Raw genomic sequence first — 24,863 nt, forward strand, 5'->3', positions numbered from 1 at the left:
GATTATCCTCGGATGGCCCAGAAAGCCAGGTTCAACCCCGGGAACTGGCCGGCGATGTGGAACGCAAAACCACCGGAGTTGCTCAGTTGCTGCCAGTGCTCGCTGCCCCGGTCCAGCTCGTAGTAGGTGGAGCCTGCGTGGTACGGAATCTGCCGTGGCGCCACCGGCAACGGCAGCAGGCCAATGCCCGGCAGTTGCAGGTTGACCAGGTCGCGGATGTGTTCCACCGAGCCGACTTTGCTTTGCTGGCCGAAGCGCGCGCGCAGGGTTTCGCCGGGCACGTCGGCGCGTACCACCAGGATAAAACTGGCGCTGTCGATCAGGGTTTTGTCGGCCAGCATCGCCACGTGCACGCCGTAGGCTTTCTCGACAATCGGGATCGGCGTGGCCTTGCTGTCGATCAGCATCGACAGTGCTTCACGCAGGGCCTGCATCACCGGGGTGAAGCTCAGGCTCAGGTCGTCGTGCTGGTATTGCGGGTATTCCTGGGGGCGGCGACCACTGGTGGAGAAGGTGGAGAACTCGCCGGCCAGGCTTACCAGTTCGCTGAAGAACCGTTCCGGGTGCAGCGGGCTCAACTGGCTCAGGTGCTGGATCAGCGGTTGGGCGCGGTTCACCAGTTGCAGCAGCATGAAGTCGGCAATCTCTGAAGCACCACCGGCGCCAGAAGCGACCACGCGCCCGGCCAATGCTTCACCACGCTGGTGCAGCAGGCCCAGCAGCTCGCTGCGAAACGCAGTCAGCGGTTTGCTGGCGGTCACGTCGAGTACCGGCGGGATGTAACTGTCGTCCAGCACCAGCGCGCGGTCGGCGCGTTTTTCCTTGATGCGCACCAGGCCGATGGCGGCGTAATCGCTGATGCCATCCTGGGCGGTCAACAGGCGCAAGGCGCGGGAGCCGACCGCCACGGGCGCGCGGTTTTCGAAGGGCGCGTTGTCGTCGCGCACTTCGCGCACCTGGCTGACGTAGCGCGCCGCTTCCAGGGCTTCGCCTTCGTCGACGGTGTCGCGGGCGCCGGCACGCTTGAGGGGCAACGCCAGGTAGACCAGCCCATCCCGCAGGTGCTCGTCGATGTTCAGCGGGCTCGGCGCCAGGTCATCCTGGGGGATATTGAACGGTGTGCCGTCGGGCAACAGGCCACGCGCCGAGACGATCGCCAGCTTGCCCTGGGCCAGCAGGCCCTGGTCGATCAACAACTCGGAGAAACCCCAGGCCCCCGCCGACAACGGGCGACTGCGCGCATCGATCAGGTTTTCCAGGTAACGGTCATGCTGCTGGAAGTGCTGCGTTCCGATGAACATGCCTTCCGACCAGACCACGCGATTGTTCCAGGACATGGGGGCTCCGATTCTTATTGGGCAGGGCTGGAGGGGGGAGCCACGACGTCGGCACGCACCGCATGCACATCGAGGCTGATCTGGTATTCGGTGTACTGACGCGCCGGCACATTCAGTACGGTGCGCCACTCGGCGCGGTCCAGTTCGCGATAGCCCACCAGCAGGCCGATCTGGCGGGTGGACGGGTCGAGGTCGCGCTGGACGCTCAATTGCTGGCCGGGCTGGATCACCACTTCGTCCTGGTCGAGCAGGTCGAGGCCGAGGGTCGACTGGGCGCGATCGGCCAGGGCGAAGTAGTCGGAACGGCTGAAGGTGGCGGCGTTTTTCAGTTCGAAAATCCGCACCCGCACCGGGGCTGCCTGGCCATTGGAACCGGGGTTGAGCCCGGAGATGGCGTGAAAATGCAGCTCGACGGCGGCGGTGTCGGCCTCAGCCTCGGGGGCCTCGGGTTTGGCTGCGTCCTTGGCACACGCCGTCAGCAGAAACGCTGTAGCGGCTGCGAGTAAAAACCTGGGAATCATCCTGCGTCCTCAATGACGTACTTAGCTATCCGTTGTTCCATGTACCGCGTTGTCAACGTCGCTGTCGGGTGCTGTGCTCTTCGTAGGCACGGCTGAATTCACGCCCGAACAGGTCCTGGAAATCTTCCTGGGCTTCGCGGGAAATATTGCTGTAGAGCTCGGTGAACTGTTGCCAGTACTGGGCCTGGCGCGAACCGTTAAAGAGGCTCGACAGCCCGCCGGGCTTGCCCATGCGCTCTTCGAGCTGCGCCGGTTCGAAGCGTGTCAGCAGGTGTTTGATGGCGGCCTCGACCCCGGCCATGACGGCCAGTTGGTGAGCACGCAAATCGTCGAAACTGTCGCGCACGGCCAAGTCCGGCGCCATAAACGCCTGGTTGCTGTGGCGTAGCAGCAGCAGTAGCGCTTCATCGGCATTCGGGGCGAATTTCAACGGGTTGTTTTCCACCGGTTGAATCACCGTCTGCTGCATGCGGAACTCGCCCTTGAGGCTGGCGCGGGCACGCAACACGTCAATCAGGCCTTCGACCATCAGCCGGTAGCTGCGGCCGATGCTTTCCATCTGCGCTTCAGCCTGGGCCTTGTCCAGGCGCAATTGATCAAGGCCCGCACCGCGCAGGAAGGCTTGCAATAAGTCTGGTTGATTGGCGTCGGCCACCGGGAGCGGTTGCTCGACCTTGGGTGGCTCGATGATCGGTGGTGGCGCTGGTGGCGGCGCAAGCGGCTTGGGCGCTGGGGCGTCGCCGAACAGATCCCAGTCTTCAGGAATCACCGAGCCGGAGACCACCGGCGCCGGTGGCTCAACCACAGGCTGCGGCGTCGGCGGGCGGAAGTCGTGTTGTTCGGCCGGCACGTGATCGTGCACGGTAGCCGGCGGGACGCTGGTGGGCGCGAGGAAGTCGAACAGGTCCGGCAGGGTGTCCATCGACGAGGCGCCCTGGAACTGCGGCGCGATCACCGGTTGCGGCGTCGGGGCCTTCACGGCGGCGCCCATCAGGGCTTCGAAGCTGTTGGAGGAGTCGCCGGCGAACGCCGGGTTGTCTGTCACTTTCAGGTTGAAATCGATGCGCGCCTGGATCTCGTAATCACCGATGCGGATCAGTTCGCCGTCGTGTAATGGCTCGCTGTTTCCCCGGCGCAAACGAATACCGGCATGCACTAACTCAACACCATTAGTGCTGTTATCGGTTAAATAGTAACGGCCATCTTTGTACTGAATAACGCAATGTTGCGTGGAAACCAGGCGCTCGGGATCAGGCAGTATCCAGTCATTTTCGGAACCGCGGCCAATAGCCATCACTCCCTGTTCCATGGACTTTTCAGGGCACTGGCCAGGGGTAATCTTGTGATAACTAGTGATAGTCAAGCACAGCGACATCTTGCCTCCTTGCTGATACTTCGCGCGCGGCCATCTCTGGGGAGAAGTGCTCCCGAGAGATCCACGACAGATCCTTCCAATACCTTGAAAGCCTGCTTCAACCCGCGTAATTGCTGATCTTAACCGGCCTCTATGACAAAAATCCTGCCCCGGCACCTGCTTCGACTGATCAGTCGCACAAGATGTTAAGCACCGCACATCTGTCATAGAGGGCGAATAGCTTACCTTGACAAGGCATAAGTACTACACCAAAAATGCACAACTTCTTGAACACCAATGATGGCACTTTGAAATCAGCACGATGTCAAAGCGCTTAATATGACCAAGAAAACATGCAAAGTTCCTCGCGCAACTAATGCATGAGTTGCCCGTCATCTAACGGGCTGATAGGGAGATCGAATTTAGTGGATGTGCCTCTGCTGCTCGCCGCCGTTTCCGCGACTTCGCCTTGTGGCGAAGACTTGGAATATGACGCCGATTATTTGCATCTTGAGCGTGCCGCACAGGGTCAACCCGAGCGCAGCATGGGCGACTCGATCCTGCCTGCCGAACCTCCGGAATGGCGCAGCATCCAGCAGCAAAGCCTCGACCTCCTGCAACGCAGCAAAGACCTGCGCATCACCCATTTCCTGTTGCAAAGCGCCCTCGCCCTCCAGGGTATTGCGGGGCTTGCCGACGTGCTCACGCTGATCAACGCGCTGCTGCGCGAGTACTGGGCCGACCTGCATCCGCGCCTGGATGCCGATGACGACAACGACCCCACCGTGCGCATCAACGCCCTCAGCGGCGTGACCAGCGACGCGAACATCCGCCTGCTGCGCGAAGCCATTCTCACCCGCTCGCGCACCTTCGGCCCCGTCAGCCTGCGGGCTGCGCTGAATGCCAGCGGGCTGCAACCTTTCCCCGGCGAAAACCTCGGTGCCGAACAGCTCAACGGCGCATTCCTCGACAGCGACGCCGAGCAACTGCAAGCCACCCGCGACGCGCTGAACGCCGCCCGTACGGCCTGCGAAGCCATCGAACAATACGTCAGCGACCAGGTCGGTTCCGCCCAGGGCGTAGACCTCGGCCCCTTGAAGCAACTGCTCAAGCAGGCCGTGCAGATACTCAACCAATATGCCCCACACAGTGGCGCCGCCAGCGAGCCCGAGGTTGTCAGTGACGACAATGCCCCCTCGGTTGAATACGCCGCCGCGCCCGTTGCAGCACGCCCCAGCGGCGACATCGCCAACCGCGACGAAGTGCTGCGCAGCCTCGACAAAATCCTTGCGTACTACACCCGGCACGAGCCTTCGAGCCCGCTGCCGGTGCTGTTGAACCGGGCGAAGAATCTGGTGCACGCCGACTTTGCGGCCATCGTGCGCAACCTGATTCCGGACGGCATGTCCCAATTTGAAAATCTGCGTGGGCCGGACAGCGAGTAAGCGTACGGATCGCGCAGTTACAACACCGTCGCTCAAGCGACCAGGAGCAGCAACGTGGCGAAGCAAAGTTCTCAGAAATTCATCGCGCGCAACCGTGCGCCTCGAGTGCAGATCGAGTACGACGTCGAGCTCTACGGCGCCGAGAAAAAGGTCCAGTTGCCCTTCGTCATGGGTGTGATGGCCGATCTCGCCGGCAAGCCCGCCGAACCTCTGGCGCCTGTGGCCGACCGCAAGTTCCTTGAAGTGGACGTCGACAACTTCGACTCGCGCCTCAAGGCCATGCAGCCACGCGTCGCGTTCCACGTGCCCAACGAGCTGACCGGCGAAGGCAACCTGAGCCTGGACATCACCTTCGAAAGCATGGACGACTTCAGCCCCGCCGCCGTGGCGCGCAAGGTCGATTCGCTGAACAAGCTGCTCGAAGCCCGCACGCAACTGGCCAACCTGCTGACCTACATGGACGGCAAGACCGGCGCTGAAGAAATCATCATGAAAGCGATCAAGGACCCGGCATTGCTGCAGGCCCTTGCGAGCGCGCCGAAGCCGGCAGGGGATCAGTAATCATGACCGAGAATACCGCACGCGAAGGCGCCCAGAACCTGGGCGCCACCGAAGAAACCAGCGAGTTCGCGTCGCTGCTGCTGCAAGAATTCAAACCCAAGACCGAGCGCGCCCGCGAAGCCGTCGAAACGGCAGTACGCACCCTGGCCGAGCAGGCACTGGCCCAGACGGACCTGGTGTCCAACGACGCGATCAAGTCGATTGAATCGATCATCGCCGCCATCGACGCCAAGCTCACCGCCCAGGTCAACCAGATCATCCATCACCAGGATTTCCAGCAGCTGGAAAGCGCCTGGCGTGGCCTGCACTACCTGGTGAACAACACCGAGAGCGATGAGCAACTGAAGATTCGCGTGCTCAATATCTCCAAGCCGGACCTGCACAAGACCCTGAAGAAATTCAAGGGCACCGCGTGGGACCAGAGCCCGATCTTCAAGAAGATGTACGAAGAAGAATACGGCCAGTTCGGCGGCGAACCTTACGGTTGCCTTGTAGGCGATTACTACTTCGACCAGTCGCCTCCCGACGTGGAACTGCTGGGCGAGCTGTCGAAAGTCTGCGCTGCGATGCACGCGCCGTTCATTGCCGCTGCCTCGCCGACCGTAATGGGCATGGGCTCGTGGCAGGAACTGTCGAACCCGCGCGACCTGACCAAGATCTTCACCACCCCGGAATACGCCGGCTGGCGCTCCCTGCGTGAATCGGAAGACTCGCGCTACATCGGCCTGACCATGCCACGCTTCCTGGCGCGCCTGCCGTATGGCGCCAAGACCGACCCGGTGGAAGCCTTCGCCTTCGAAGAAAACACCGACGGTGCTGACAGCTCCAAGTACACCTGGGCCAACGCGGCGTACGCGATGGCGGTGAACATCAACCGTTCGTTCAAACACTTCGGCTGGTGCTCGCGCATCCGTGGCGTGGAGTCGGGCGGTGAAGTCGAGAACCTGCCGGCCCACACCTTCCCGACCGATGACGGCGGCGTGGACATGAAGTGCCCGACCGAAATCGCCATCAGCGACCGCCGTGAAGCGGAACTGGCGAAGAACGGTTTCATGCCGCTGCTGCACAAGAAAAACACCGACTTTGCCGCCTTCATCGGCGCCCAGTCGTTGCAGAAACCGGCCGAATACGATGACCCGGACGCCACCGCCAACGCCAACCTGGCCGCACGCCTGCCGTACCTGTTCGCCACCTGCCGTTTCGCCCACTACTTGAAGTGCATCGTGCGCGACAAGATCGGCTCCTTCAAAGAGAAGGACGAGATGCAGCGTTGGTTGCAGGACTGGATCCTCAACTACGTCGACGGTGACCCGGCGCACTCCACCGAAACCACCAAGGCCCAGCATCCATTGGCGGCCGCCGAAGTGATCGTGGAAGACGTTGAAGGCAACCCGGGTTACTACAACTCCAGGTTCTACCTGCGCCCGCACTACCAGCTCGAAGGGCTGACCGTGTCGCTGCGTCTGGTATCGAAACTGCCTTCGGCGAAAGGCGCGTAATAAAGATCCGCCGGGACCGGGCTTTTTGTGGGAGCCGGGCTTGCCCGCGATGCAGGCGACGCGGTCTGTCAGTCAGACCGCAGTGATGCCATCGCGGGCAAGCCCGGTTCCCACAGAAAAGCACCGCCCTTGGGTTAACCAAATATCGTGGCTGAGACCACACAGGGAGAAAACATGGCTGTTGATATTTTCATCAAGATCGGCGACATCAAGGGCGAGTCCATGGACAAGGCCCACAAGGACGAAATCGACGTATTGAACTGGAGCTGGGGCATGGCCCAGTCCGGCAACATGCACGTGGGCGGTGGCGGCGGCGCGGGCAAGGTGAACATCCAGGACCTGTCGCTGACCAAGTACGTCGACAAGGCCTCGCCGAACCTGATGATGCACTGCGCCAGCGGCAAGCACATCGACAAGGTCACCCTGACCGTGCGCAAGGCCGGCGGTGAAAGCCAGGTCGAATACATGATCATCAACCTGGAAGAAGTGCTGGTGACCTCCCTGAGCACCGGCGGCTCGGGCAGCGATGATCGCCTGACCGAAAACGTCACCCTGAACTTTGCCCAGGTGATGGTGGACTACCAGCCACAGAAAGCCGACGGCACCAAAGACGGTGGCGCGATCAAGTTTGGCTGGAACATCCGCTCCAACACCAAACGCTGATCTGTAACCCTCGCCCCGTAGCCGCTGACGAGCGGAGCGAGGCTGCGTTCGAGGACGAAGTCCTCGCAATCCGGCCACCGATAATTGACTGATAAGTCCCGGTGTCCGTTTTACGACTGCTTCGCAGCCGAACGCAGCCTCGCTTCGCTCGACAGCTGCTACGGGTCGGTACTTTGTTCCTCTCGCAACCAGTCCGTGGAGCTGCTTTGGTGGTAACTGAAATTGCTTCCCGCGATCGTCTGCAACCGTCCCTGCTGGACCGGTTGACCGACGATGACCCGACCAATCCCAAGGAAAGCGCCGACAAACGCGTGCTGTCCCTGAGCCAATTGAAAGCCTCGGTGTTGCGTGACCTGACGTGGCTGCTCAACACCACCTCACTGCTCAACGCCGATGCCACGCTGCACACGCCGGCCGGTACCTCGGTGGTCAATTACGGGCTGCCGGCGCTGGCGGGCAACAGTGTCTCCAGTGTCGACGTGAGTGCCCTGGAGGCCTTGATCCAACAGGCTATCGCGACCTTCGAGCCACGTATCCTGCGCCATACCCTGCGGGTCAAGGCACGCGTCGGCCATGGCGAGATGAACCATAACGCCTTGAGCTTCGAGATCGAGGGCGACCTGTGGGCGCAGCCGGTGCCGTTGCGCCTGTTGCTGCAAACCGACCTGGACCTGGAGTCCGGCCATGTGCGTGTGGTGAACGCCGACCAGCGGAGACGCCCATGAACCCGCGCCTGCTGGAGCTGTACAACCAGGAACTGCACCACGTGCGCGAAAGCGCCGCAGAGTTCGCCAAGGAATACCCGAAGATCGCCAGTCGGCTGACCCTGTCCGGCATGGACTGCGCCGACCCGTACGTCGAACGCTTGCTCGAAGGCTTTGCCTATCTCACGGCCCGGGTCCAGCTCAAGCTCGACGCCGAGTACCCGACCTTCACCAATAACCTGCTGGAGATCGCCTACCCGCACTACCTGGCGCCGACCCCGTCGATGACCGTGGTGCAGTTGCAGGCCGATCCCGATGAAGGTTCCCTGGCCAGCGGTTTTCCGCTGCCCCGCGACACCGTATTGCGCGCCGCATTGGGCCGCGAAACCCAGACCTGCTGCGAGTACCGCACCGCTCACCCGGTGACGCTGTGGCCGTTGCAGGTCGCCCAGGCCGAGTATTTCGGCAACCCGTCCGCGGTGCTGGGACGCCTGGCCGCCAGTGAGCCCAAGGCCAAGGCCGGCCTGCGCCTGACCCTGCGAACCGGCGCCGAACTGCCGTTCAACAGCCTCGCTCTGGATAACTTGCCGCTATACCTCAGCGGTGCCGACGAGCAACCGTTCCGCCTCTACGAACAATTGCTGGGCAATGCCTGCGCGGTGTTTGCACGCAAACCTGGTGGCGACTGGGTCGAGCGCCTGCCGCCGGACGCATTGCGTTCCCGGGGTTTTGACGACGCCGATGCTGCGATGCCGGTGGTGCCCCGCGCCTTCCAGGGCTATCGCTTGCTCCAGGAATACTTCGCCCTGCCCCACCGATTCCTGTTCGTGGAGTTCGCTGAGCTGAGCCGCGCAGTCAAACGCTGTGACGGCCAGGAGCTGGAGCTGATCGTGCTGTTCGACCGTCACGATCCGAGCCTGGAAGGCAGCGTCGGCAAGGCGCAATTCGTGCCGTTCTGCACCCCGGCGATCAACCTGTTTCCCAAGCGCGTGGATCGGATTCACTTGTCCGAGCGGGTCAACGAACACCACGTGATCGCCGACCGCACCCGGCCGATGGATTTCGAGATTCACTCCCTGAGCGGTATCACGGGCCACGGCACCGGGCCGGAGCAGCCTTTTTTGCCGTTCTACGCCGTGCGCGATCCGTCGCGCTACGGTCGTGACCAGGCTTACTACACGGTGCGTCGCGAACCCCGCGTGTTGTCGAGCGACCAACGCCGCAACGGGCCGCGCTCCACCTACGTGGGCAGCGAAACCTTCGTCAGCCTGGTGGACAGCCAGCAAGCGCCGTACCGTCATGACCTGCGCCAACTGGGCGTCACCGCCCTGTGCACCAACCGCGACTTGCCGTTGTTCATGAGCGTGGGCAATGGCAAAACCGACTTCACACTGGCCGACAGTGCCCCGGTGCTGGCGGTGCGCTGCGTCGCCGGGCCAAGCCGCCCGCGCGCCAGCCATGCCCATGATGCCAAGGCCTGGCGCCTGATCAGCCAGTTGTCGTTGAACTACCTGTCGCTGAGCGAACAAGGCCAGGGCGCCGCCGCACTGCGCGAGCTGCTGCGCCTGTATGGCGACAGCAACGACGCCGCCCTGCAACTGCAGATCGAGGGCCTGCGCGAGGTCAGCAGCAAGGCGGTGACCCGCCGCCTGCCGATGCCCGGCCCGATCGTGTTTGGCCGGGGATTGGAGATCACCCTGGAATTTGATGAAAACGCGTTCCGCGGCACCGGCGTGTTCCTGCTCGGTGCGGTGTTTGAACGGTTCCTGGCACGCTACGTGTCGATCAACAGTTTTACCGAGACGGTGATCCGTACCACCGAACGCGGCGAGATCATGCGATGGAAAGCCAAGCCCGGACGTCGTCCGACCCTGTGACCACCCTGGATGCGATGCATCAGGAGCCCTGGGAATATGACTTCTTCCAGGCGCTGCGTCGTATCGAGTGCGAATCGCCGGAGCTGCCACGCCTGGGGCATTCCCTGCGCCTGGCGGATGATCCGTTGCGCCTCGGGCAGCAGGCCGATTGCACCTTTGCGCCGGCCACACTCGCCTCGGTCGAGCCCGGTGCGGATGGCAATCCGGCACGGCTGGAGCAGTTCTTTTTTGGCCTCGGCGGCCCCAACGGCCCGCTGCCGCTGCACATCACCGAATACGTGCGCGAGCGTCAGCGCAACAATGCCGACAGCACCAGCAAGCGCTTCCTGGATGTGTTCCACCACCGTCTGCTGACCCTGTTCTACCGGGCCTGGGCGGAGGCGCGGCCCACGGTCAGCCACGACCGCCCGGACGATGACTACTGGTCGGCGCGCCTGGCCGCCTTGAGCGGTCGAGGCACCCCGAGCCTGCTCAACCAGGGCCTGATCCCCGACACGGCAAAGCTGCACTACAGCGGCCACCTGTCGGCGCAAACCCGCTACCCGGACGGCCTGAAGGCGATTCTCGGCGAGTACTTCGGGCTGCCGGTGGAGATCGAAGAATACGTCGGCCAATGGCTGGAACTGCCCGAGCGCAGCCGCGTGAGTGTCAGTGCCAACCAGCTGGGCGTGGACTTTTGCCTGGGCAGCCACGTGTGGGACCGCCAGCATAAATTCCGCATTCGTCTCGGCCCGCTGAAGCTCGATGACTACATGGGCATGCTGCCCGGCAGCCAGCCGTTCAACGAGCTGGTGGCGTGGGTCGCCGAGTACCTGGGCCATGAACTGGACTGGGACCTGAACCTGATCCTGCAACAACCGGAAGTACCGGCCCTGCAACTCAACGGCCAGTTCCGCCTGGGCTTCAACACCTGGCTCGGCCAACCCGGGCACGACGCCAACGACCTAATCCTGGCCCGGCATTACGCCGAACACGCCAACACCTCAAGGAATCCAGAGCATGGGTGAAATCAGTCGCGCCGCACTGTTCGGCAAACTCAACAGCGTGGCCTACAAGGCCATCGAAGCCGCCACCGTGTTCTGCAAACTGCGGGGCAACCCGTATGTGGAACTGGCCCACTGGTTCCACCAGTTGCTGCAACTGCAGGACTCGGACCTGCACCGCATCATCCGCCAGTTCAATGTCGAGCCGGCGCGGCTGGCTCGTGACCTGACCGAGGCCCTGGACCGCCTGCCCCGTGGTTCGACGTCGATCACCGACCTGTCGTCCCATGTGGAAGAAGCCGTGGAGCGTGGCTGGGTCTACGGCAGCCTGATGTTTGGCGAAAGCCAGGTGCGCACCGGTTACCTGGTGCTGGGGATTCTCAAGACGCCAAGCCTGCGCCATGCGCTGTTGGGCTTGTCCGGTGAGTTCGACAAGATCAAGGCCGAAGCACTGAGCGAACGCTTTGATGAATACGTCGGTGATTCGCCGGAAAACGCCCTGAGCGCCAGCGACGGCTTCAACGCCGGGGCCGTACCCGGCGAAGCCAGCGGTGCCATGGCGCCGAGCGCGATGGGCAAGCAGGAAGCCCTCAAGCGCTTCACCGTCGACCTGACCGAGCAGGCCCGCAGCGGCAAGCTGGACCCGATCGTGGGGCGCGATGAAGAGATCCGCCAGCTGGTGGATATCCTGATGCGTCGGCGCCAGAACAACCCGATCCTCACCGGTGAAGCCGGCGTCGGCAAGACCGCTGTGGTGGAAGGCTTCGCCCTGCGCATCGTCGCCGGCGACGTGCCGCCGGCACTGAAAGACGTGGAACTGCGCAGCCTCGATGTGGGCCTGCTGCAAGCCGGCGCGAGCATGAAAGGCGAGTTCGAGCAGCGCCTGCGCCAGGTCATCGAAGACGTCCAGGCTTCGCCGAAACCGATCATCCTGTTTATCGACGAAGCCCACACCCTGGTGGGTGCCGGTGGCGCCGCCGGTACCGGTGACGCGGCCAACCTGCTCAAGCCTGCACTGGCTCGCGGCACCTTGCGTACCGTGGCCGCCACTACCTGGGCCGAGTACAAGAAGCACATCGAAAAAGACCCGGCCCTGACTCGCCGTTTCCAGGTGGTGCAAGTGGCCGAGCCCTCGGAAGACAAGGCGCTGCTGATGATGCGCGGCGTGGCCTCGACCATGGAAAAGCACCATCAGGTGCAGATCCTCGATGAAGCGCTGGAAGCTTCGGTGAAGCTGTCCCACCGCTACATCCCGGCGCGCCAGTTGCCGGACAAATCCGTGAGCCTGCTGGACACCGCCTGCGCCCGCGTCGCCATCAGCCTGCACGCGGTGCCGGCGGAAGTGGATGACAGCCGGCGCCGTATCGAGGCACTGGAAACCGAGCTGCAAATCATCGCCCGCGAGCATGCAATCGGCATCGCCATCGGTACGCGCCAGACCAACAGCGAAGCCCTGCTCAGCGCCGAACGCGAGCGCCTGGCCACCCTTGAAACCCGCTGGGCCGCAGAAAAAACCCTGGTCGATGAGCTGCTCGCTACCCGCGCCACGTTGCGTGAAAAAGCCGGCGTCGTGGACAGCGGCAACGATGAACTGCGCGCCCAACTGGTCGACCTGCAACAGCGCCTCAGCACCCTGCAAGGTGAAACCCCGCTGATCCTGCCGACCGTGGATTACCAGGCCGTGGCCTCGGTGGTCGCCGACTGGACCGGCATCCCGGTGGGCCGCATGGCCCGCAACGAACTGGAGACGGTGCTCAACCTCGACCAGCACCTGAAGAAACGCATCATCGGCCAGGACCATGCCTTGCAGATGATCGCCAAGCGCATCCAGACCTCCCGCGCCGGCCTCGACAACCCAAGCAAGCCGATTGGCGTGTTCATGCTCGCCGGCACCTCCGGCGTGGGCAAGACCGAAACCGCCCTGGCCCTGGCCGAAGCCATGTACGGCGGCGAGCAGAACGTGATCACCATCAACATGAGCGAGTTCCAGGAAGCCCACACCGTGTCCACCCTCAAGGGTGCGCCACCGGGCTACATCGGCTACGGCGAAGGCGGCGTGCTGACCGAAGCCGTGCGGCGCAAACCCTACAGCGTGGTGCTGCTGGACGAAGTGGAAAAAGCCCACCCGGACGTGCACGAGATCTTCTTCCAGGTGTTCGACAAAGGCGTGATGGAAGACGGCGAAGGCCGGGTGATCGACTTCAAGAACACCTTGATCCTGCTCACCACCAACGCCGGTACCGAGTTGATTTCCCGGGTCTGCAAGGACCCGGCGAACATCCCCGAGCCGGAAGAAATCGCCAAGGCCCTGCGCCAGCCGCTGCTGGAGATTTTCCCGCCGGCGCTGCTCGGCCGCCTGGTGACCATCCCGTACTACCCGCTGAGCGACGAGATGCTGAAAGCGATCACTCGCCTGCAACTCAACCGCATCAAAAAGCGCGTGGAGAACACCCACAAGGTCGACTTCAACTACGACGACGACGTGGTCGACCTGATCGTGTCCCGCTGTACCGAAACCGAAAGCGGCGGGCGGATGATCGACACCCTCCTGACCAACAGCCTGCTGCCGGACATGAGCCGCGAATTCCTCACCCGCATGCTCGAAGGCAAGGCACTGGCAGGCGTGCGCATCAGCACGCGGGATAACGAATTGCACTACGACTTCAGCGACGCGGCGTAAACAATGCTATTCAACCAATCGTCACGCCTGGCCAAGATCACCAGCCCCCTGGGGCCGGATGTGCTGTTGCTCAATGAAATGGGCGGCGGCGAAGAGTTGGGTCGGCTGTTCAACTTCGAATTGCAGCTGACCTCGCTGGACGCCAACATCGACCTCAACCAGTTGCTGGGCAAGCCGATGAGCCTGAACCTGCAACTGGCGGACGGTGGCGAGCGGCACTTTCATGGCATCGTCGCGCGCTGCAGCCAGAACATCGACCAGGGCCAGTTCGCCAGTTACCAGGTGACCCTGCGCCCATGGTTGTGGCTGCTGAGCCGCACCTCCGACTGCCGGATTTTCCAGAACCTGAGCATCCCGCAGATCATCAAGCAGGTGTTCCGCGACCTGGGGTTTTCCGACTTCGAGGACGCCTTGAGCCGGCCGTACCGCGAGTGGGAATACTGCGTGCAGTACCGCGAGACCAGCTTCGATTTCGTCAGCCGCCTGATGGAACAGGAAGGCATCTACTACTTCTTCCGCCACGAACAGGACCGCCATGTGCTGGTGCTGGCCGACGCCTACGGCGCCCACGCCAACGTGCCTGGCTACGCCTCGGTGCCGTACTACCCCAAGGACGCGCAGCAGCGCGAGCGCGACCATATGCACAACTGGCACCTGGCGCAGGAAGTACAGCCCGGTTCCCTTGAGCTCAACGACTACGACTTCCAGCGCCCCAGCGCCAGCATCGACGTGCGCTCGGCCATGCCGCGCCCGCACACCGCCGGCGACTACCCGCTGTACGACTACCCCGGCACCTACGTCAAAAGCGAAGACGGCGAACACTACGCGCGCACCCGCATCGAAGCCCTGCAAACCCTGCACGAACAAGTGGAGTTCAGCGGCAACGCGCGAGGCCTGGGTTCCGGCCACCTGTTCAGCCTCACCGGCTTCAGCCGCCGCGACCAGAACCGCGAATACCTGATCGTCGGCGCCCGTTACTACATCTCCCAGGAGAGCCTCGAAAGCGGCGGCGCCGCGCCTTCGGCCCAGTTCGAAAGCACCCTCACCTGCATCGACGCACAACAGAGCTTCCGCCCGCTGGCCAACACCTACCGGCCCATCGTCAAAGGCCCGCAAACCGCACTGGTGGTGGGCCCCAAGGGCGAGGAAATCTGGACCGACCAATATGGCCGGGTGAAGGTGCATTTCTATTGGGACCGCCACGACCAATCCAACGAAAACAGCTCGTGCTGGATTCGCGTGTCACAGTCCTGGGCCGGGAAAAACTGGGGCTCGATGCAGATTCCACGGATCGGCCAGGAAGTGATTGTGAGCTTCCTGGAAGGCGACCCGGACCGGCCGATCATCACCGGAAGGGTGTACAACGCCGAGCAGACCGTGCCTTACGACTTGCCGGAAAACGCCACCCAAAGCGGGATGAAAAGCCGCTCCAGCAAAGGCGGCACACCGGCCAACTTCAATGAAATCCGCATGGAGGACAAGAAGGGGTTGGAGCAGTTGTACATCCATGCCGAGCGGAATCAGGACATCGTGGTGGAGGTGGATGAAAGTCATTCGGTGGGGCATGACCGGAATAAGAGTATTGGGCATAACGAGACGGTGACGATTGGTAGTAACCGCCTGCGGGTTGTGCGCAACAACGACACCGTGATTGTGGGCGGTGCCAAGTCCGACAGCGCCGCCACGACCTACACCATCGAGGCCGGCGACAGTATTCGCCTGGTATGCGGTGACAGCGTCATCGAGCTCAAGGCTGGCGGCGACATCAACCTGACCTGTGGCTCGTTCAATCTGTTTTCCACCGGCAGCAGCAAAATCCAGACGAAGGGCAAACTGGATATCAACCTGGGCAGCGACAAGGGCACGGTGCCCGGCGCCCAAGGCGTGCAAAGCACGATCAAGTCCGCCGTCGAATCAAAATTTCCCGGCAAGCCCGGCGCTGGTCAATAACGAGATTTATCCACCATGAATTACCTGATCAACGAAGCCCAATTCACCCTGCCCGACGCTGAGGTACAGGACACCTCGATCAACATTCTCAAATTCGCCAAGCTGGGCACCACGCTGGTGGTGAGTCGCAGCCCGTTGGCCGATGGCGAGACCTTGCAAGACAACTTCGAGGGCCAGCTGAAAAAGCTCGAACAGCAGGTCAAAGACCTTCGTTATTCGCCAGCGCAAGCCATCAAGGTGGGGCCGGCGCAGGACATCGACGCCTTTGAAGTCCAGAACCGTTTCAACAAGGGCAGCGACAATATTTACCAATATCAGTTGGCAATGCAGATACCCGGCACACGCAACCTGATCGCCTTGAGCTACGTCAAGACCCAGCCCCTGGGGCCTGCCGAGGCGGCACATTGGGCAACGCTCAAGAACACGCTCAACTTTGCCGTCACCCCCTGAGCAGAGTCTGAACAATGAGTGAAGACCTCTGGGCTGCCCGCGAAGGCGACGCACTGCTGCACACCTCGGTGATGGCCGATATTCTCGGCGGTGTACTGGAAGTGGCAGCCTATGCGGCGATCACCACTGTGGGCTGCCTGGCGGTAGCGGCGGCTGTTGCCATAACAACCGGTGCGACTATCGCTACCGGCGGCGTTGCCCTGGTGTTGGTCGTGGGTGCCGTCGTAGGCATTACCGCGGGGCTAACAGGGGCTGATCTGAAAATATCCAGTTGGTGCGAGTCAGCCGCCAACTGGGTGTTCCCGCCGGTGATCGACGCCTTTATCACCAGCGGCTCGGACGACGTCTTCATCAATGGCAAAAAGGCGGCCCGCGCCGCCGGCAAGATGACGGCCGTGCCGGTCGCGCCCAGCGAGCCACCGGCGCCCAGCTTCCTGGACATGGCCGGGGAGTTTTTCTCACAAATGTGGCGCCCGACCGTCGCCTCGCCTGCCCCCGGCACCGAGCCTTGCCCGCTGGATACCGTGGCGTGCACCAAGCACCCGCCCATGCCCCTGCAATTCATTGCCGAGGGGTCCAGCTCGGTGTTCATCAACGGCCAGCCTGCGGCGCGCAGTGGCGATCGCAGTACGTGCGACGCCAAGATTGGTACAGCCCCGGGCCTGATCTCGCCGGATGTGCGCATCGGTGGCGGGACCATCGTGGTGCAGGAAATTCGCAGCGGAAAAACGCCGGGCGTAGGCCTGGCAATTGCCGTGGTGATGGCGTTGCGGGGCAACCTGAAATGCTTCTGGACCAAGCTGCCGTGCCTGGTCGGTGGTTTGCTGGTGGGTGGCGCCATCTCATACGCAACCAGCAAGGTCACTTCGGCGCTCAAGAGCGCCATGAATGGTTCGCCCAATCCGGTTCACAGTGCCACTGGGGCCAAGATCCTCGGCGGGGATGAAGAGCTGGATTTCGTGCTGCCGGGCTTGCTCCCGATAGATTGGCAGCGCTTCTACAGCAGCCTCGACACACGCCAGGACGGCCTCTTTGGCGCGGGCTGGAGCGTTGCGTATGAAGTGTCGATCGAGGTAGATGCAGACGAAAACCTGCTCTACATCGATGAGCAAGGGCGCCGCCTGGAGATCGGCTACATCCCGTTGTTTGGCGGAGCGTTCGACCCGGGCCAAGGCCTTGCGGTCAGGCGCAGTGCCGACGGCGCGGTATTGATCGAGAGCATCGACGGTCTGTATCGACTGTTCGAGCCCGACCCGCTGAACAGCGCGCGGATGCGTCTGCAGCTGCTGGGTGATCGCAATGAAGGGCGGATCTTTCTCGACTACGACACTCAGGGCCGGCTGCATCGCCTGCGCGACACCCATGACTTGATGCACGTCGAGCTGAACTACTCGGCCGAACACCCACGGCGCGTGAGCCACATCGAACGGCGTTACCTGCGCCAGGAACATTTCGATGCGCGCAGCGATGTGCTCGTCAGTTACCGCTATGACAGCAACGGCGACCTGTCTGAAGTCCTGGACGTGCAAGGTACAACCCGTCGACGCTTTGCTTATGACCATGGCCGGCGAATGGTCGAACACCAGCTGCCGAGTGGCCTGCGCTGCTTCTATCAATGGGCGGCAGTGTCCGGGCCCCACGGTGAGGAGTGGCGCGTGAGTCGCCACTGGACAGACGCAGGCGATGAATACAGCTTCGACTACGATCTCGACGCCGGCATTACCCGGGTGACCGACGGCCTGATGCGTGTCAGCACCCGGCATTGGAACCCTCAGTACCAGATCACCCGCTACGTCGACAACCTGGGCCATACCTGGCAATTCGAATGGAACGAAGATCGCCTGTTGCTCGGCGCGATTGATCCACAAAACGGCCAGTGGCGCTTCAATTACGATGAGTCCGGCAACCTGAGCGCGGTGATCGACCCACTGTCCAGAACCAGCGGCACACAGTGGTTGGCACATTGGGCATTGCCCCAGGTGGAAACCGACCCGGCAGGCAACAGTTGGCATTATCGCTACGACCAGCGCGGCAACTGTATCGAGGAAGTCGACCCACTGGGCAACAGCACACGCTACGTCTATGACGGGTTCGGCCAGCCGGTGCGCATTATCGATGCCACCGAAAAAACCAAAACGCTGCATTGGAACGAATGGAGCCAACTGGTCGAAGCGGTGGATTGCTCGGGTTATCCCACCCGTTATCAATACGACGCCTTCGGCAATCTGGTGGTGCAGACCAATGCGGAAGGTGAGTCGGTTCGCTACCGGTACGGACCCGAGGGGTTATTGCTGGAATGCCAGCTCCCGGATGGTCGCGTGGAGCAGTTCCAACGCAGTACCAGCGGTTACCTCACGGCCCATGTCGACCCGGCCGGTAGCACCACGCGCTATGCCTATGACCTGCGTGGCCTGGTCAAACAACGCTGGGACGCGCACAACCGCACAGTCATGTTCGATCACGACGCCTATGGGCGACTGCGCAAGCTGACCAATGAGAACGGCGAAAGCTATCGCTTTGAGTGGGATGCGTGCGACCGCATGGTTCAGCAGCAAGACCTCGACCAGAGTCGGCGCTGCTACACCTATGATCCGCTGGATGATGTCGTCGCCGTGGACTACCTGCCGGGGACGGAAGGCGAACCGGTAGCGCCGTTGTCGCACCAGTTTCAGCGAGATGCTGTTGGACGTCTGGTCAGCAAAGTGACAGCGGACGGTTCCACCGTTTATGAACATGATCTGAACGACCAACTGGTCGGCGTCACGTTCACCGCGCTTGACGGTCAGCAGCAGCGACTGGGTTTCAGCTACGACGCGCTGGGGCAACTGCTGCAGGAGCAAAGCACAGCGGGCTCCTTGCAGCATCACTACGACGAATTGGGGAACCTGATTCAGACCCAATTGCCCGACGGTCGATGGCTGAACCGCCTCTACTACGGCAGCGGTCACCTGCATCAGTTGAATCTCGATGGGAAGGTCATCAGCGACTTCGAGCGTGATCGTCTGCATCGCGAAGTGCAGCGCACTCAGGGCCAACTCAGAACGAACACCGCGTATGACCGCAGTGGAAGGGTTCGCTCGCTCCAGCGCCGCAGTATTGATCAACCGTGGCAGTTGCCGCCGTTGGTTGAAACTGACTACAGCTACGATCCCAGCGATAACCTGATCGGGCGTCGGCGTGTTGACCGTGTTCATGATCGTCAAGAGCACTTGGGTTACGACAGTACCGACCGGATTCTTGTCTGCCACCAAGTGGGAAGGAGCGAAACCTACGCCTATGACGCCGCAGCCAACCTGGTGGATAGCCCGCATCAGGGGGGCCTTGTACGGCATAACCGGTTGCTCACCTATCAGGACAAGCGTTATCGATACGATGCCTTGGGTCGTATGATCGAAAAACGCAGTAGCGTCCGGGGTTTTCAGCGCTTTGCCTACGACGCTGAAAGTCGCCTGGTTGAAGTGCGAAATGAGAGCGGCAGCGTTGTCAGGATAAGCTATGACCCACTGGGGCGACGCGTCGAAAAAACAGAGCATGACGACAATGGCAATCTACTGGGCCAGACGCGTTTTATCTGGGATGGTTTACGCCTATTGCAGGAACACAAACACAGCCAGACCAGCCTTTATGTTTATGATGGGGAAAGCTACGAGCCTCTAGCCCGAATAGACGGTACCGGGTCGCTGCAAAAAATTCGCTACTACCACAATGATCTGAACGGGCTCCCTGAGCAGTTGACCGAGATCGATGGACACACCCTCTGGCAGGCCAGTTACCAAGTGTGGGGCAATACGTCGGAGGAGGTGCGCGAGCCTTACTACCTTGAAGAGCAGAATCTAAGGTTTCAGGGACAGTACCTGGACCGGGAGACGGGGCTGCATTTCAATATATTTCGGTTTTATGATCCGGATGTGGGCCGTTTTACAACGCCTGACCCTGTCGGGCTGGCAGGAGGTTTTAACCTTTATCAGTATTCTCCTAACCCTTCGGGATGGATCGATCCGTTGGGGTGGGCACCTTGCGGCGCAACAACTAGCAAGCTTCAGGCACACGCCAATGCCGCTAGAAAGGCCGTTTACAGTAACCCTCAAAGGTCTTTGACCCCAAAACAAAGAGCAGCAGTAAAACGAGCCTATGACAGAGGCGATCTCGGACAAGCACGCTCACGCTATCGTCGGTATGTAGGGCAGCGAATAGATGCAGACTTCAAAATCAGAGTGAAAAATGATCCGTCACTTGGGCATTTGGAGGTGTCAAAATCAGGGCAACGTCTACCCGATGTGTATGAAACTAAAACTAAAACCTGGTGGGATCTCACGACGAAGGCTGACTGGAAAAGAGGAACGCATCAGCGGCGTTATGGGGACTGGGGCAATGGTTATGAAGGAATATTATGGTGAGTGACAAAATTTCATCAAAAGTACTTTCCAGCGTTTCGCAGGACGGACTCGTTTTACCTAAAAAAACGCGTTTTGAAAACGAGCTGATCAGTGGTTGTAAATTAAAAGACGCGAAACTCTGCGATCCGATTTTTGATCAATGCATTTTGGAAGATTGCGACTTTGAGAAAGCCGACTTTTCCGGATCGCGATTCTTCAATAAAACATCTTTGACCCGTTGCTCGTTCAAAAACACAAACTTTCAAGGATCAGGATTCAGCAATAGCAAATTTGAGAACTGCACATTTGTGAAGTGCGACTTTCGAGAAGCGTCCTTGAGGGACTGCACCTTCCTCAACTGCACATTCTCTCAGTGCAAGATTATTGACAATTCATTTAATGCAAAAAACATATCCACGATTAAATTCGCTGGAAAACTTCAGGAAGTTAATTTCATATCAGAACAGTCCAACATCCCACTTTCTGCCGACTTTGAACTTTGCAAACTCGATTATGTAACCTTTGAAAACTGCAACCTGGAAAATATAATCCCACCCATCGACCCTAAACACATTTTCTTCGAAGACGTGGCGGTCCGTGCGAAAAAAGCACTTACTATCATATCTGCAGAACCTGAAAGTCAGATCAATAAAATATTGAAGCGTCGACTGTTAAAGCTTACAACTCAAAGAGGCGCTGTTTTCAACATTGAAAACCTTGAAGATTATGAGGGTAGGGAATTCACCTCACGATTTATTTCACTTCTTCAAGATGCTTAAGCAAGGCGCAGGGAAAAGACACATTAAGAGGGGGTGGCCGTTTAATTACCGCACACCAATCTGCCCTCCTACGTCTATAAACTCAATTTGGATGTACTAGGCAGAGAAAATCACTTCTTAGGAGTTGCCTATGTCTCGTCACGAATTAATAAAGCTTATATTGAAAATTCAGCACAACGAAGGAACTGAAGAAGAGGTAGATGCGGACATAGACTTATTGGTAAATAGTGTTTTAGATCCGGATGCTGTCAACTATATTTTCCAACATGAATGGACCGCTGAGTTCATCGCTGACAAAATTATTTCGTACGTTCCTATAGTATTATAAAGTGCAATCCTTATAGGGTGAGTACTAGGCCTGTGAAGCAAAGAGCAAAGGGGAAAGATTTATTTAGAGAAAGGCTATCAGATAAATTAGATAAATCCGCCCCTTTATATCGAGGTTGAAGTAGTGACTAAATTCGTAACCATTGCCTACGACTTAAGTGCCATAAATAATCATGCCTATTTTTTTGAGGGGGCACCTGAAAATATATTTTGTAAAACATGCGGTTGCTGTATCGATCCCTGCTACCTACCTGCTGAGCTTAAAACAACTAACAAAGCTGATATTGGCGCAACGTATGATCGGCGCCTCATCGTGTCACTACGATTCAAGGAATATATTGAAAGTTTAAAGCTGGATACTGACTTCTCATTGATCAATGAAAAAAAACAGATTTTTCTCATCCAGCCAAAACATGGCATCAGTTACAGTGCTCAACAGCAGGAAAACCTCTGCAGTACCTGTCACCAGTACTTTGACTGTGTGGCGCCGCTCCCAATTTTCTATCAGGAAACTGGCAAACCGCTTGAGTACGGGATATTTTTCACAAGTATTGGCTTTGGTAGCGGCAAGGAAAAGAGCCCCTCCATTATTCTCGGTATCGAAACCGCACTTGAGATTAAAAGCGCGATAAAATCATTAAAACTGAGAGGAGCCGACATCAGTAAAATTATTTCGCCTCAAAATTAATGGGTATAAAGGTACAGCCTTATTTAGATAAAAGGCCTTCAGATAAATTAAATAAATCCGTCCCCTTTACCTATATTTTCCAACATGGATAGACTGCCGAGTTCATCGCCGACAAAATTATTTCGTACATCCCTATAGTATTATAAAGTGCAATACTTATAGGGTGAGCACTAGGCCTGAGAACTATAAAATTGGCAGATTTATTTAGACCAATCATCATCAGATCAATTAAATAAATCCTTCCCCGTCACCGGCGGAAAATTTTCTGAGGAGTAAAAAGTGGGCGCCTGGAATTACAATCCTTGAGAAAACGATGAAGCCGCCGACTGGTTTCAAGAATTTTGGAAACAACAGAATTTCGCAGTCCTGATCAACGAAATTAACCAGTTTGATCCCACTGAAGAACGTTATGACGCCTTTAGGGCTGCCTGTTATCTATTACAAACCCTAGGCAACCCCTATATATGGCCAGCGGAGCCTTTGGCAGAACTGAAGCCCCTGATCCAGCACGCGATTTCAATACTGACCCAAATGATTGACCCACCCAATGAAGACTGGGGTTTCTTGATATGTGGGGAGGCAGTGCTGATGTCATCAAGGCAGTGGAAGAGCAAATCGACGCTCTAAAAACGCGTTTAGGCGAACTGGCTTAATCTGGCATACGTACCAGCCCCCAACAAAAAATGGGCACCCGACCCAGTCGGCGTGCCCATTTTTCATCCCGCGCTCACACTCGCATGTGCGTAGCGCGTTCTACATGACTTACGGATTGACGCTGTCTTTAAGCGACTTGCCTGGCTTGAACGCAACGGTGTTGCTCGCCTTGATTTTCACCGGCTCGCCGGTTTGCGGGTTTTTGCCGGTGCGGGCGCCGCGGTGGCGCTGCAGGAAGGTGCCGAAGCCCACCAGGGTGACGCTGTCCTTGCGATGCAGCGCGCCGGTGATTTCTTCAAGTACGGCGTTGAGTACGCGGTTGGCCTGTTCTTTGGTCAGGTCTGCTTTTTCTGCAATAGCGGCTGCGAGTTCTGGTTTACGCATAAGTGAAGCCTCTTTGACGGTTTTTTGTTGTTATGTCCGTGCTGCTCTCTATCGGAGCAGCGCCCAAGGCGCCGCAGGCTCTACTCTGCGGCAGACGGGAGTGAGGATGGCATGCCATCGGGGCCTGCGCCAGTCTCACGGCGACCTTTCTACGGTCAAAATGATGCTTAATCCGACAGAACGACCGCTATTTACGCCAGCAACGGCGGAAGTTCTTTGTTGAGGGCCAGTTTTTCCATCACGGCCGTGCCAGTCAGGGCATAACCCAGCAGGCGCCCGTTGGCGTCGCGGCACAGGGCCTTGATGTCCGCGCCCTGCCCTTCGACGCTCCAAACGCCTTCGGTGCCCCGTGGCGGTGGCGAGACGACCAGCGGGCAGATCGGGGTTTTGACCGTGACGGGCATCGGGCCGTAGCTGACGGCCGTCGCGTTGCCCGCCAGGGTCTGGGCCAGCGCGCGGGCGCAGCTCATCAGCGGCATCACGTACAGCAGGTTCAGGCCATCGACCTCGGCGCAGTCGCCCAGGGCGTAGATGTTGGCGTGGGAGGTCTTGAGGTGACGGTCGACCATGATCCCGCGGTTGGTCTGCAAGCCGGCGGCGGCGGCCAGGTCGACCCGCGGGCGCAGGCCGATGGCAGACACCACCAGGTCGCACTGGATTACTTCACCGTCAGACAGGTGGGCTTCCAGGCCGTCAGCGCTGCGTTGCAGGCGATTGAGCACCGGGCCCAGGTGGAAACGCGCTCCCAGGCCTTCCAGCCCGGCCTGCACCGCTGCGGCCGCTGCCGGGTGCAGCAGGGTGGGCATGACTTGCTCGCACGGCGCCACCAGGTCGATCTCGTAGCCGCCAAGGATCAGGTCGTTGGCGAACTCGCAGCCGATCAGGCCGGCGCCCAGCAGCAGCACCCGGCGTTTACCCGCCGCCGCCGCGCGAAAGCGTGCGTAGTCTTCAAGGTCGTTGATCGGGAAAATCAGCTCGGCGGCGTCGCCCTGTACCGGCACCCGCACGGTTTCTGCGCCCCAGGCCAGGATCAGGTCGCGATAGGCCACCGCTTCCTCACCGATCCACAAGCGCTTGTGGCCCGGGTCGATGCCGCTGATGCGGGTGTGGGTGCGCACTTCGGCCTTCAGTTGCTCGGCCATGGCGCCCGGTTCGGCCATGCTCAGGCCGTCGGCTTCCTTGTTCTTGCCAAAGCCGGTGGAGAGCATGGGCTTGGAGTAGGAGCGCCCGTCATCTGCAGTGATCAGCAACAGCGGGGTCTCGCTATCGAGCTTGCGAAACTCCCGAGCCAGGTTATAACCGGCCAAACCCGTGCCGACGATCACGACAGGTGCGTTCATTCCTTTCTCCTTGTAGTTAAATTCTGGTTTCAGCCGATTTCGATCATTTCGAAATCCATCTTGCCCACACCGCAGTCCGGGCACAGCCAGTCTTCGGGAACGTCCTGCCACAGGGTGCCCGGAGCGATACCGTCATCCGGCCATCCGTCTTTTTCGTCGTAGATCAGGCCACAGACGACACATTGCCACTTCTTCATTACTTGCTTCCTCAGGGTCCAGGCGCGTTGGCCGACGGTCGATAGATGTAACCTTGCCGCACGGCTCAGGGCGTTTTGTACTGATCAGCCGGCG

20 protein-coding genes are annotated in these 24,863 nt (G+C 59.8%); 14 read left to right on the forward strand and 6 right to left on the reverse strand.

The genetic code is table 11. The annotated features are described in order from the left end of the window. Positions 1 to 2: 2 nt before the first annotated feature. The 3 genes from tssK to tagH are packed head-to-tail and all read right to left on the reverse strand — an operon-like array spanning position 3 to position 3,233. On the reverse strand, positions 3 to 1,337 hold the full coding sequence (tssK, locus tag M2400_RS02410) for a type VI secretion system baseplate subunit TssK (RefSeq protein WP_177043697.1): 1,335 nt from the start codon (positions 1,335 to 1,337) through the stop codon (positions 3 to 5). 14 nt (positions 1,338 to 1,351) lie between these two features. After that, a complete protein-coding gene (tssJ, locus tag M2400_RS02415) occupies positions 1,352 to 1,858 on the reverse strand; it encodes a type VI secretion system lipoprotein TssJ (RefSeq protein ID WP_177043696.1) in 507 nt (168 codons plus the stop codon). 52 nt (positions 1,859 to 1,910) lie between these two features. Then, entirely contained in the window at positions 1,911 to 3,233 is a 1,323-nt protein-coding gene (gene tagH, locus M2400_RS02420) for a type VI secretion system-associated FHA domain protein TagH (protein WP_259195444.1), read from the reverse strand. 404 nt (positions 3,234 to 3,637) lie between these two features. Here tagH and tssA point away from each other — a divergent pair, with 404 nt between their 5' ends. The 14 genes from tssA to M2400_RS02490 all read left to right on the forward strand — a co-directional run bounded on the left by tssA (position 3,638) and on the right by M2400_RS02490 (position 22,194). Beyond that, the gene (gene tssA / locus M2400_RS02425) at positions 3,638 to 4,657 is read left to right on the forward strand and encodes a type VI secretion system protein TssA (protein ID WP_259195442.1); all 1,020 of its coding nucleotides are present in this window, start codon (positions 3,638 to 3,640) and stop codon (positions 4,655 to 4,657) included. 54 nt (positions 4,658 to 4,711) lie between these two features. Continuing rightward, positions 4,712 to 5,218, forward strand: coding sequence for a type VI secretion system contractile sheath small subunit (gene tssB / locus M2400_RS02430; RefSeq protein WP_010168268.1), 507 nt, complete (start codon positions 4,712 to 4,714; stop codon positions 5,216 to 5,218). 2 nt (positions 5,219 to 5,220) lie between these two features. Next, positions 5,221 to 6,717: a type VI secretion system contractile sheath large subunit gene (gene tssC / locus M2400_RS02435; RefSeq protein ID WP_017476732.1), complete on the forward strand. Its 1,497-nt coding sequence runs from the start codon at positions 5,221 to 5,223 to the stop codon at positions 6,715 to 6,717. A 174-nt stretch (positions 6,718 to 6,891) separates the two neighbouring features. Next, a complete protein-coding gene (locus M2400_RS02440; protein ID WP_003213345.1) occupies positions 6,892 to 7,380 on the forward strand; it encodes a type VI secretion system tube protein Hcp in 489 nt (162 codons plus the stop codon). 209 nt (positions 7,381 to 7,589) lie between these two features. Continuing rightward, positions 7,590 to 8,105 (forward strand): type VI secretion system baseplate subunit TssE, encoded by a 516-nt coding sequence (gene tssE / locus M2400_RS02445; protein WP_010168272.1) that lies wholly within the window; start codon positions 7,590 to 7,592, stop codon positions 8,103 to 8,105. Further along, positions 8,102 to 9,961, forward strand: a complete 1,860-nt coding sequence (gene tssF, locus M2400_RS02450) for a type VI secretion system baseplate subunit TssF (protein WP_177043693.1) — start codon at positions 8,102 to 8,104, stop codon at positions 9,959 to 9,961. Before tssE ends, tssF begins: the two co-directional genes overlap by 4 nt. Next, on the forward strand, positions 9,925 to 10,968 hold the full coding sequence (gene tssG / locus M2400_RS02455; protein ID WP_259195440.1) for a type VI secretion system baseplate subunit TssG: 1,044 nt from the start codon (positions 9,925 to 9,927) through the stop codon (positions 10,966 to 10,968). Before tssF ends, tssG begins: the two co-directional genes overlap by 37 nt. After that, entirely contained in the window at positions 10,961 to 13,624 is a 2,664-nt protein-coding gene (gene tssH / locus M2400_RS02460) for a type VI secretion system ATPase TssH (RefSeq protein WP_259195439.1), read from the forward strand. The genes tssG and tssH overlap by 8 nt, the downstream gene beginning before the upstream one ends. A gap of 3 nt (positions 13,625 to 13,627) precedes the next feature. Further along, positions 13,628 to 15,574, forward strand: a complete 1,947-nt coding sequence (locus M2400_RS02465; protein WP_259195437.1) for a type VI secretion system Vgr family protein — start codon at positions 13,628 to 13,630, stop codon at positions 15,572 to 15,574. A 15-nt stretch (positions 15,575 to 15,589) separates the two neighbouring features. Further along, positions 15,590 to 16,024, forward strand: coding sequence for a DUF1795 domain-containing protein (locus M2400_RS02470; RefSeq protein WP_259195435.1), 435 nt, complete (start codon positions 15,590 to 15,592; stop codon positions 16,022 to 16,024). A gap of 14 nt (positions 16,025 to 16,038) precedes the next feature. After that, positions 16,039 to 20,421 carry an RHS repeat-associated core domain-containing protein gene (locus M2400_RS02475; protein WP_259195433.1) on the forward strand — a complete coding sequence of 1,461 codons (4,383 nt, stop codon included), beginning with the start codon at positions 16,039 to 16,041 and terminating at the stop codon, positions 20,419 to 20,421. Beyond that, positions 20,418 to 21,179 (forward strand): pentapeptide repeat-containing protein, encoded by a 762-nt coding sequence (locus tag M2400_RS02480; protein WP_259195432.1) that lies wholly within the window; start codon positions 20,418 to 20,420, stop codon positions 21,177 to 21,179. Before M2400_RS02475 ends, M2400_RS02480 begins: the two co-directional genes overlap by 4 nt. Before the next feature lie 130 nt (positions 21,180 to 21,309). After that, positions 21,310 to 21,507 carry a hypothetical protein gene (locus M2400_RS02485; RefSeq protein WP_177119964.1) on the forward strand — a complete coding sequence of 66 codons (198 nt, stop codon included), beginning with the start codon at positions 21,310 to 21,312 and terminating at the stop codon, positions 21,505 to 21,507. Between the two features lie 123 nt (positions 21,508 to 21,630). After that, positions 21,631 to 22,194, forward strand: a complete 564-nt coding sequence (locus tag M2400_RS02490) for a hypothetical protein (protein WP_177119963.1) — start codon at positions 21,631 to 21,633, stop codon at positions 22,192 to 22,194. Between the two features lie 762 nt (positions 22,195 to 22,956). Here the strand turns inward: M2400_RS02490 and M2400_RS02495 are convergent. The 3 genes from M2400_RS02495 to M2400_RS02505 form a co-directional block, all read right to left on the reverse strand. Beyond that, positions 22,957 to 23,232 carry an HU family DNA-binding protein gene (locus M2400_RS02495; RefSeq protein ID WP_003213368.1) on the reverse strand — a complete coding sequence of 92 codons (276 nt, stop codon included), beginning with the start codon at positions 23,230 to 23,232 and terminating at the stop codon, positions 22,957 to 22,959. Between the two features lie 191 nt (positions 23,233 to 23,423). Further along, the gene (locus tag M2400_RS02500) at positions 23,424 to 24,572 is read right to left on the reverse strand and encodes an NAD(P)/FAD-dependent oxidoreductase (RefSeq protein WP_259195430.1); all 1,149 of its coding nucleotides are present in this window, start codon (positions 24,570 to 24,572) and stop codon (positions 23,424 to 23,426) included. A gap of 29 nt (positions 24,573 to 24,601) precedes the next feature. Beyond that, a complete protein-coding gene (locus tag M2400_RS02505; RefSeq protein WP_003213373.1) occupies positions 24,602 to 24,769 on the reverse strand; it encodes a rubredoxin in 168 nt (55 codons plus the stop codon). Positions 24,770 to 24,863: the final 94 nt, after the last annotated feature.

Source organism: Pseudomonas sp. BIGb0558, assembly GCF_024807515.1.
In the GTDB taxonomy this organism is placed as follows: Bacteria; Pseudomonadota; Gammaproteobacteria; order Pseudomonadales; family Pseudomonadaceae; genus Aquipseudomonas; species Aquipseudomonas yamanorum_A.

Bases quoted from the DNA above. Each gene is read 5' to 3' on its own strand.
- tagH (WP_259195444.1), bottom strand. From the start codon at position 3,233: ATGTCGCTGTGCTTGACTATCACTAGTTATCACAAGATTACCCCTGGC.
- tssG (WP_259195440.1), top strand. From the start codon at position 9,925: ATGGAAAGCCAAGCCCGGACGTCGTCCGACCCTGTGACCACCCTGGAT.
- tssJ (WP_177043696.1), bottom strand. From the start codon at position 1,858: ATGATTCCCAGGTTTTTACTCGCAGCCGCTACAGCGTTTCTGCTGACG.
- M2400_RS02505 (WP_003213373.1), bottom strand. From the start codon at position 24,769: ATGAAGAAGTGGCAATGTGTCGTCTGTGGCCTGATCTACGACGAAAAA.
- M2400_RS02470 (WP_259195435.1), top strand. From the start codon at position 15,590: ATGAATTACCTGATCAACGAAGCCCAATTCACCCTGCCCGACGCTGAG.
- M2400_RS02495 (WP_003213368.1), bottom strand. From the start codon at position 23,232: ATGCGTAAACCAGAACTCGCAGCCGCTATTGCAGAAAAAGCAGACCTG.
- M2400_RS02475 (WP_259195433.1), top strand. From the start codon at position 16,039: ATGAGTGAAGACCTCTGGGCTGCCCGCGAAGGCGACGCACTGCTGCAC.
- tssH (WP_259195439.1), top strand. From the start codon at position 10,961: ATGGGTGAAATCAGTCGCGCCGCACTGTTCGGCAAACTCAACAGCGTG.
- M2400_RS02440 (WP_003213345.1), top strand. From the start codon at position 6,892: ATGGCTGTTGATATTTTCATCAAGATCGGCGACATCAAGGGCGAGTCC.
- M2400_RS02465 (WP_259195437.1), top strand. From the start codon at position 13,628: ATGCTATTCAACCAATCGTCACGCCTGGCCAAGATCACCAGCCCCCTG.
- M2400_RS02485 (WP_177119964.1), top strand. From the start codon at position 21,310: ATGTCTCGTCACGAATTAATAAAGCTTATATTGAAAATTCAGCACAAC.
- tssK (WP_177043697.1), bottom strand. From the start codon at position 1,337: ATGTCCTGGAACAATCGCGTGGTCTGGTCGGAAGGCATGTTCATCGGA.
- M2400_RS02500 (WP_259195430.1), bottom strand. From the start codon at position 24,572: ATGAACGCACCTGTCGTGATCGTCGGCACGGGTTTGGCCGGTTATAAC.
- tssC (WP_017476732.1), top strand. From the start codon at position 5,221: ATGACCGAGAATACCGCACGCGAAGGCGCCCAGAACCTGGGCGCCACC.
- tssF (WP_177043693.1), top strand. From the start codon at position 8,102: ATGAACCCGCGCCTGCTGGAGCTGTACAACCAGGAACTGCACCACGTG.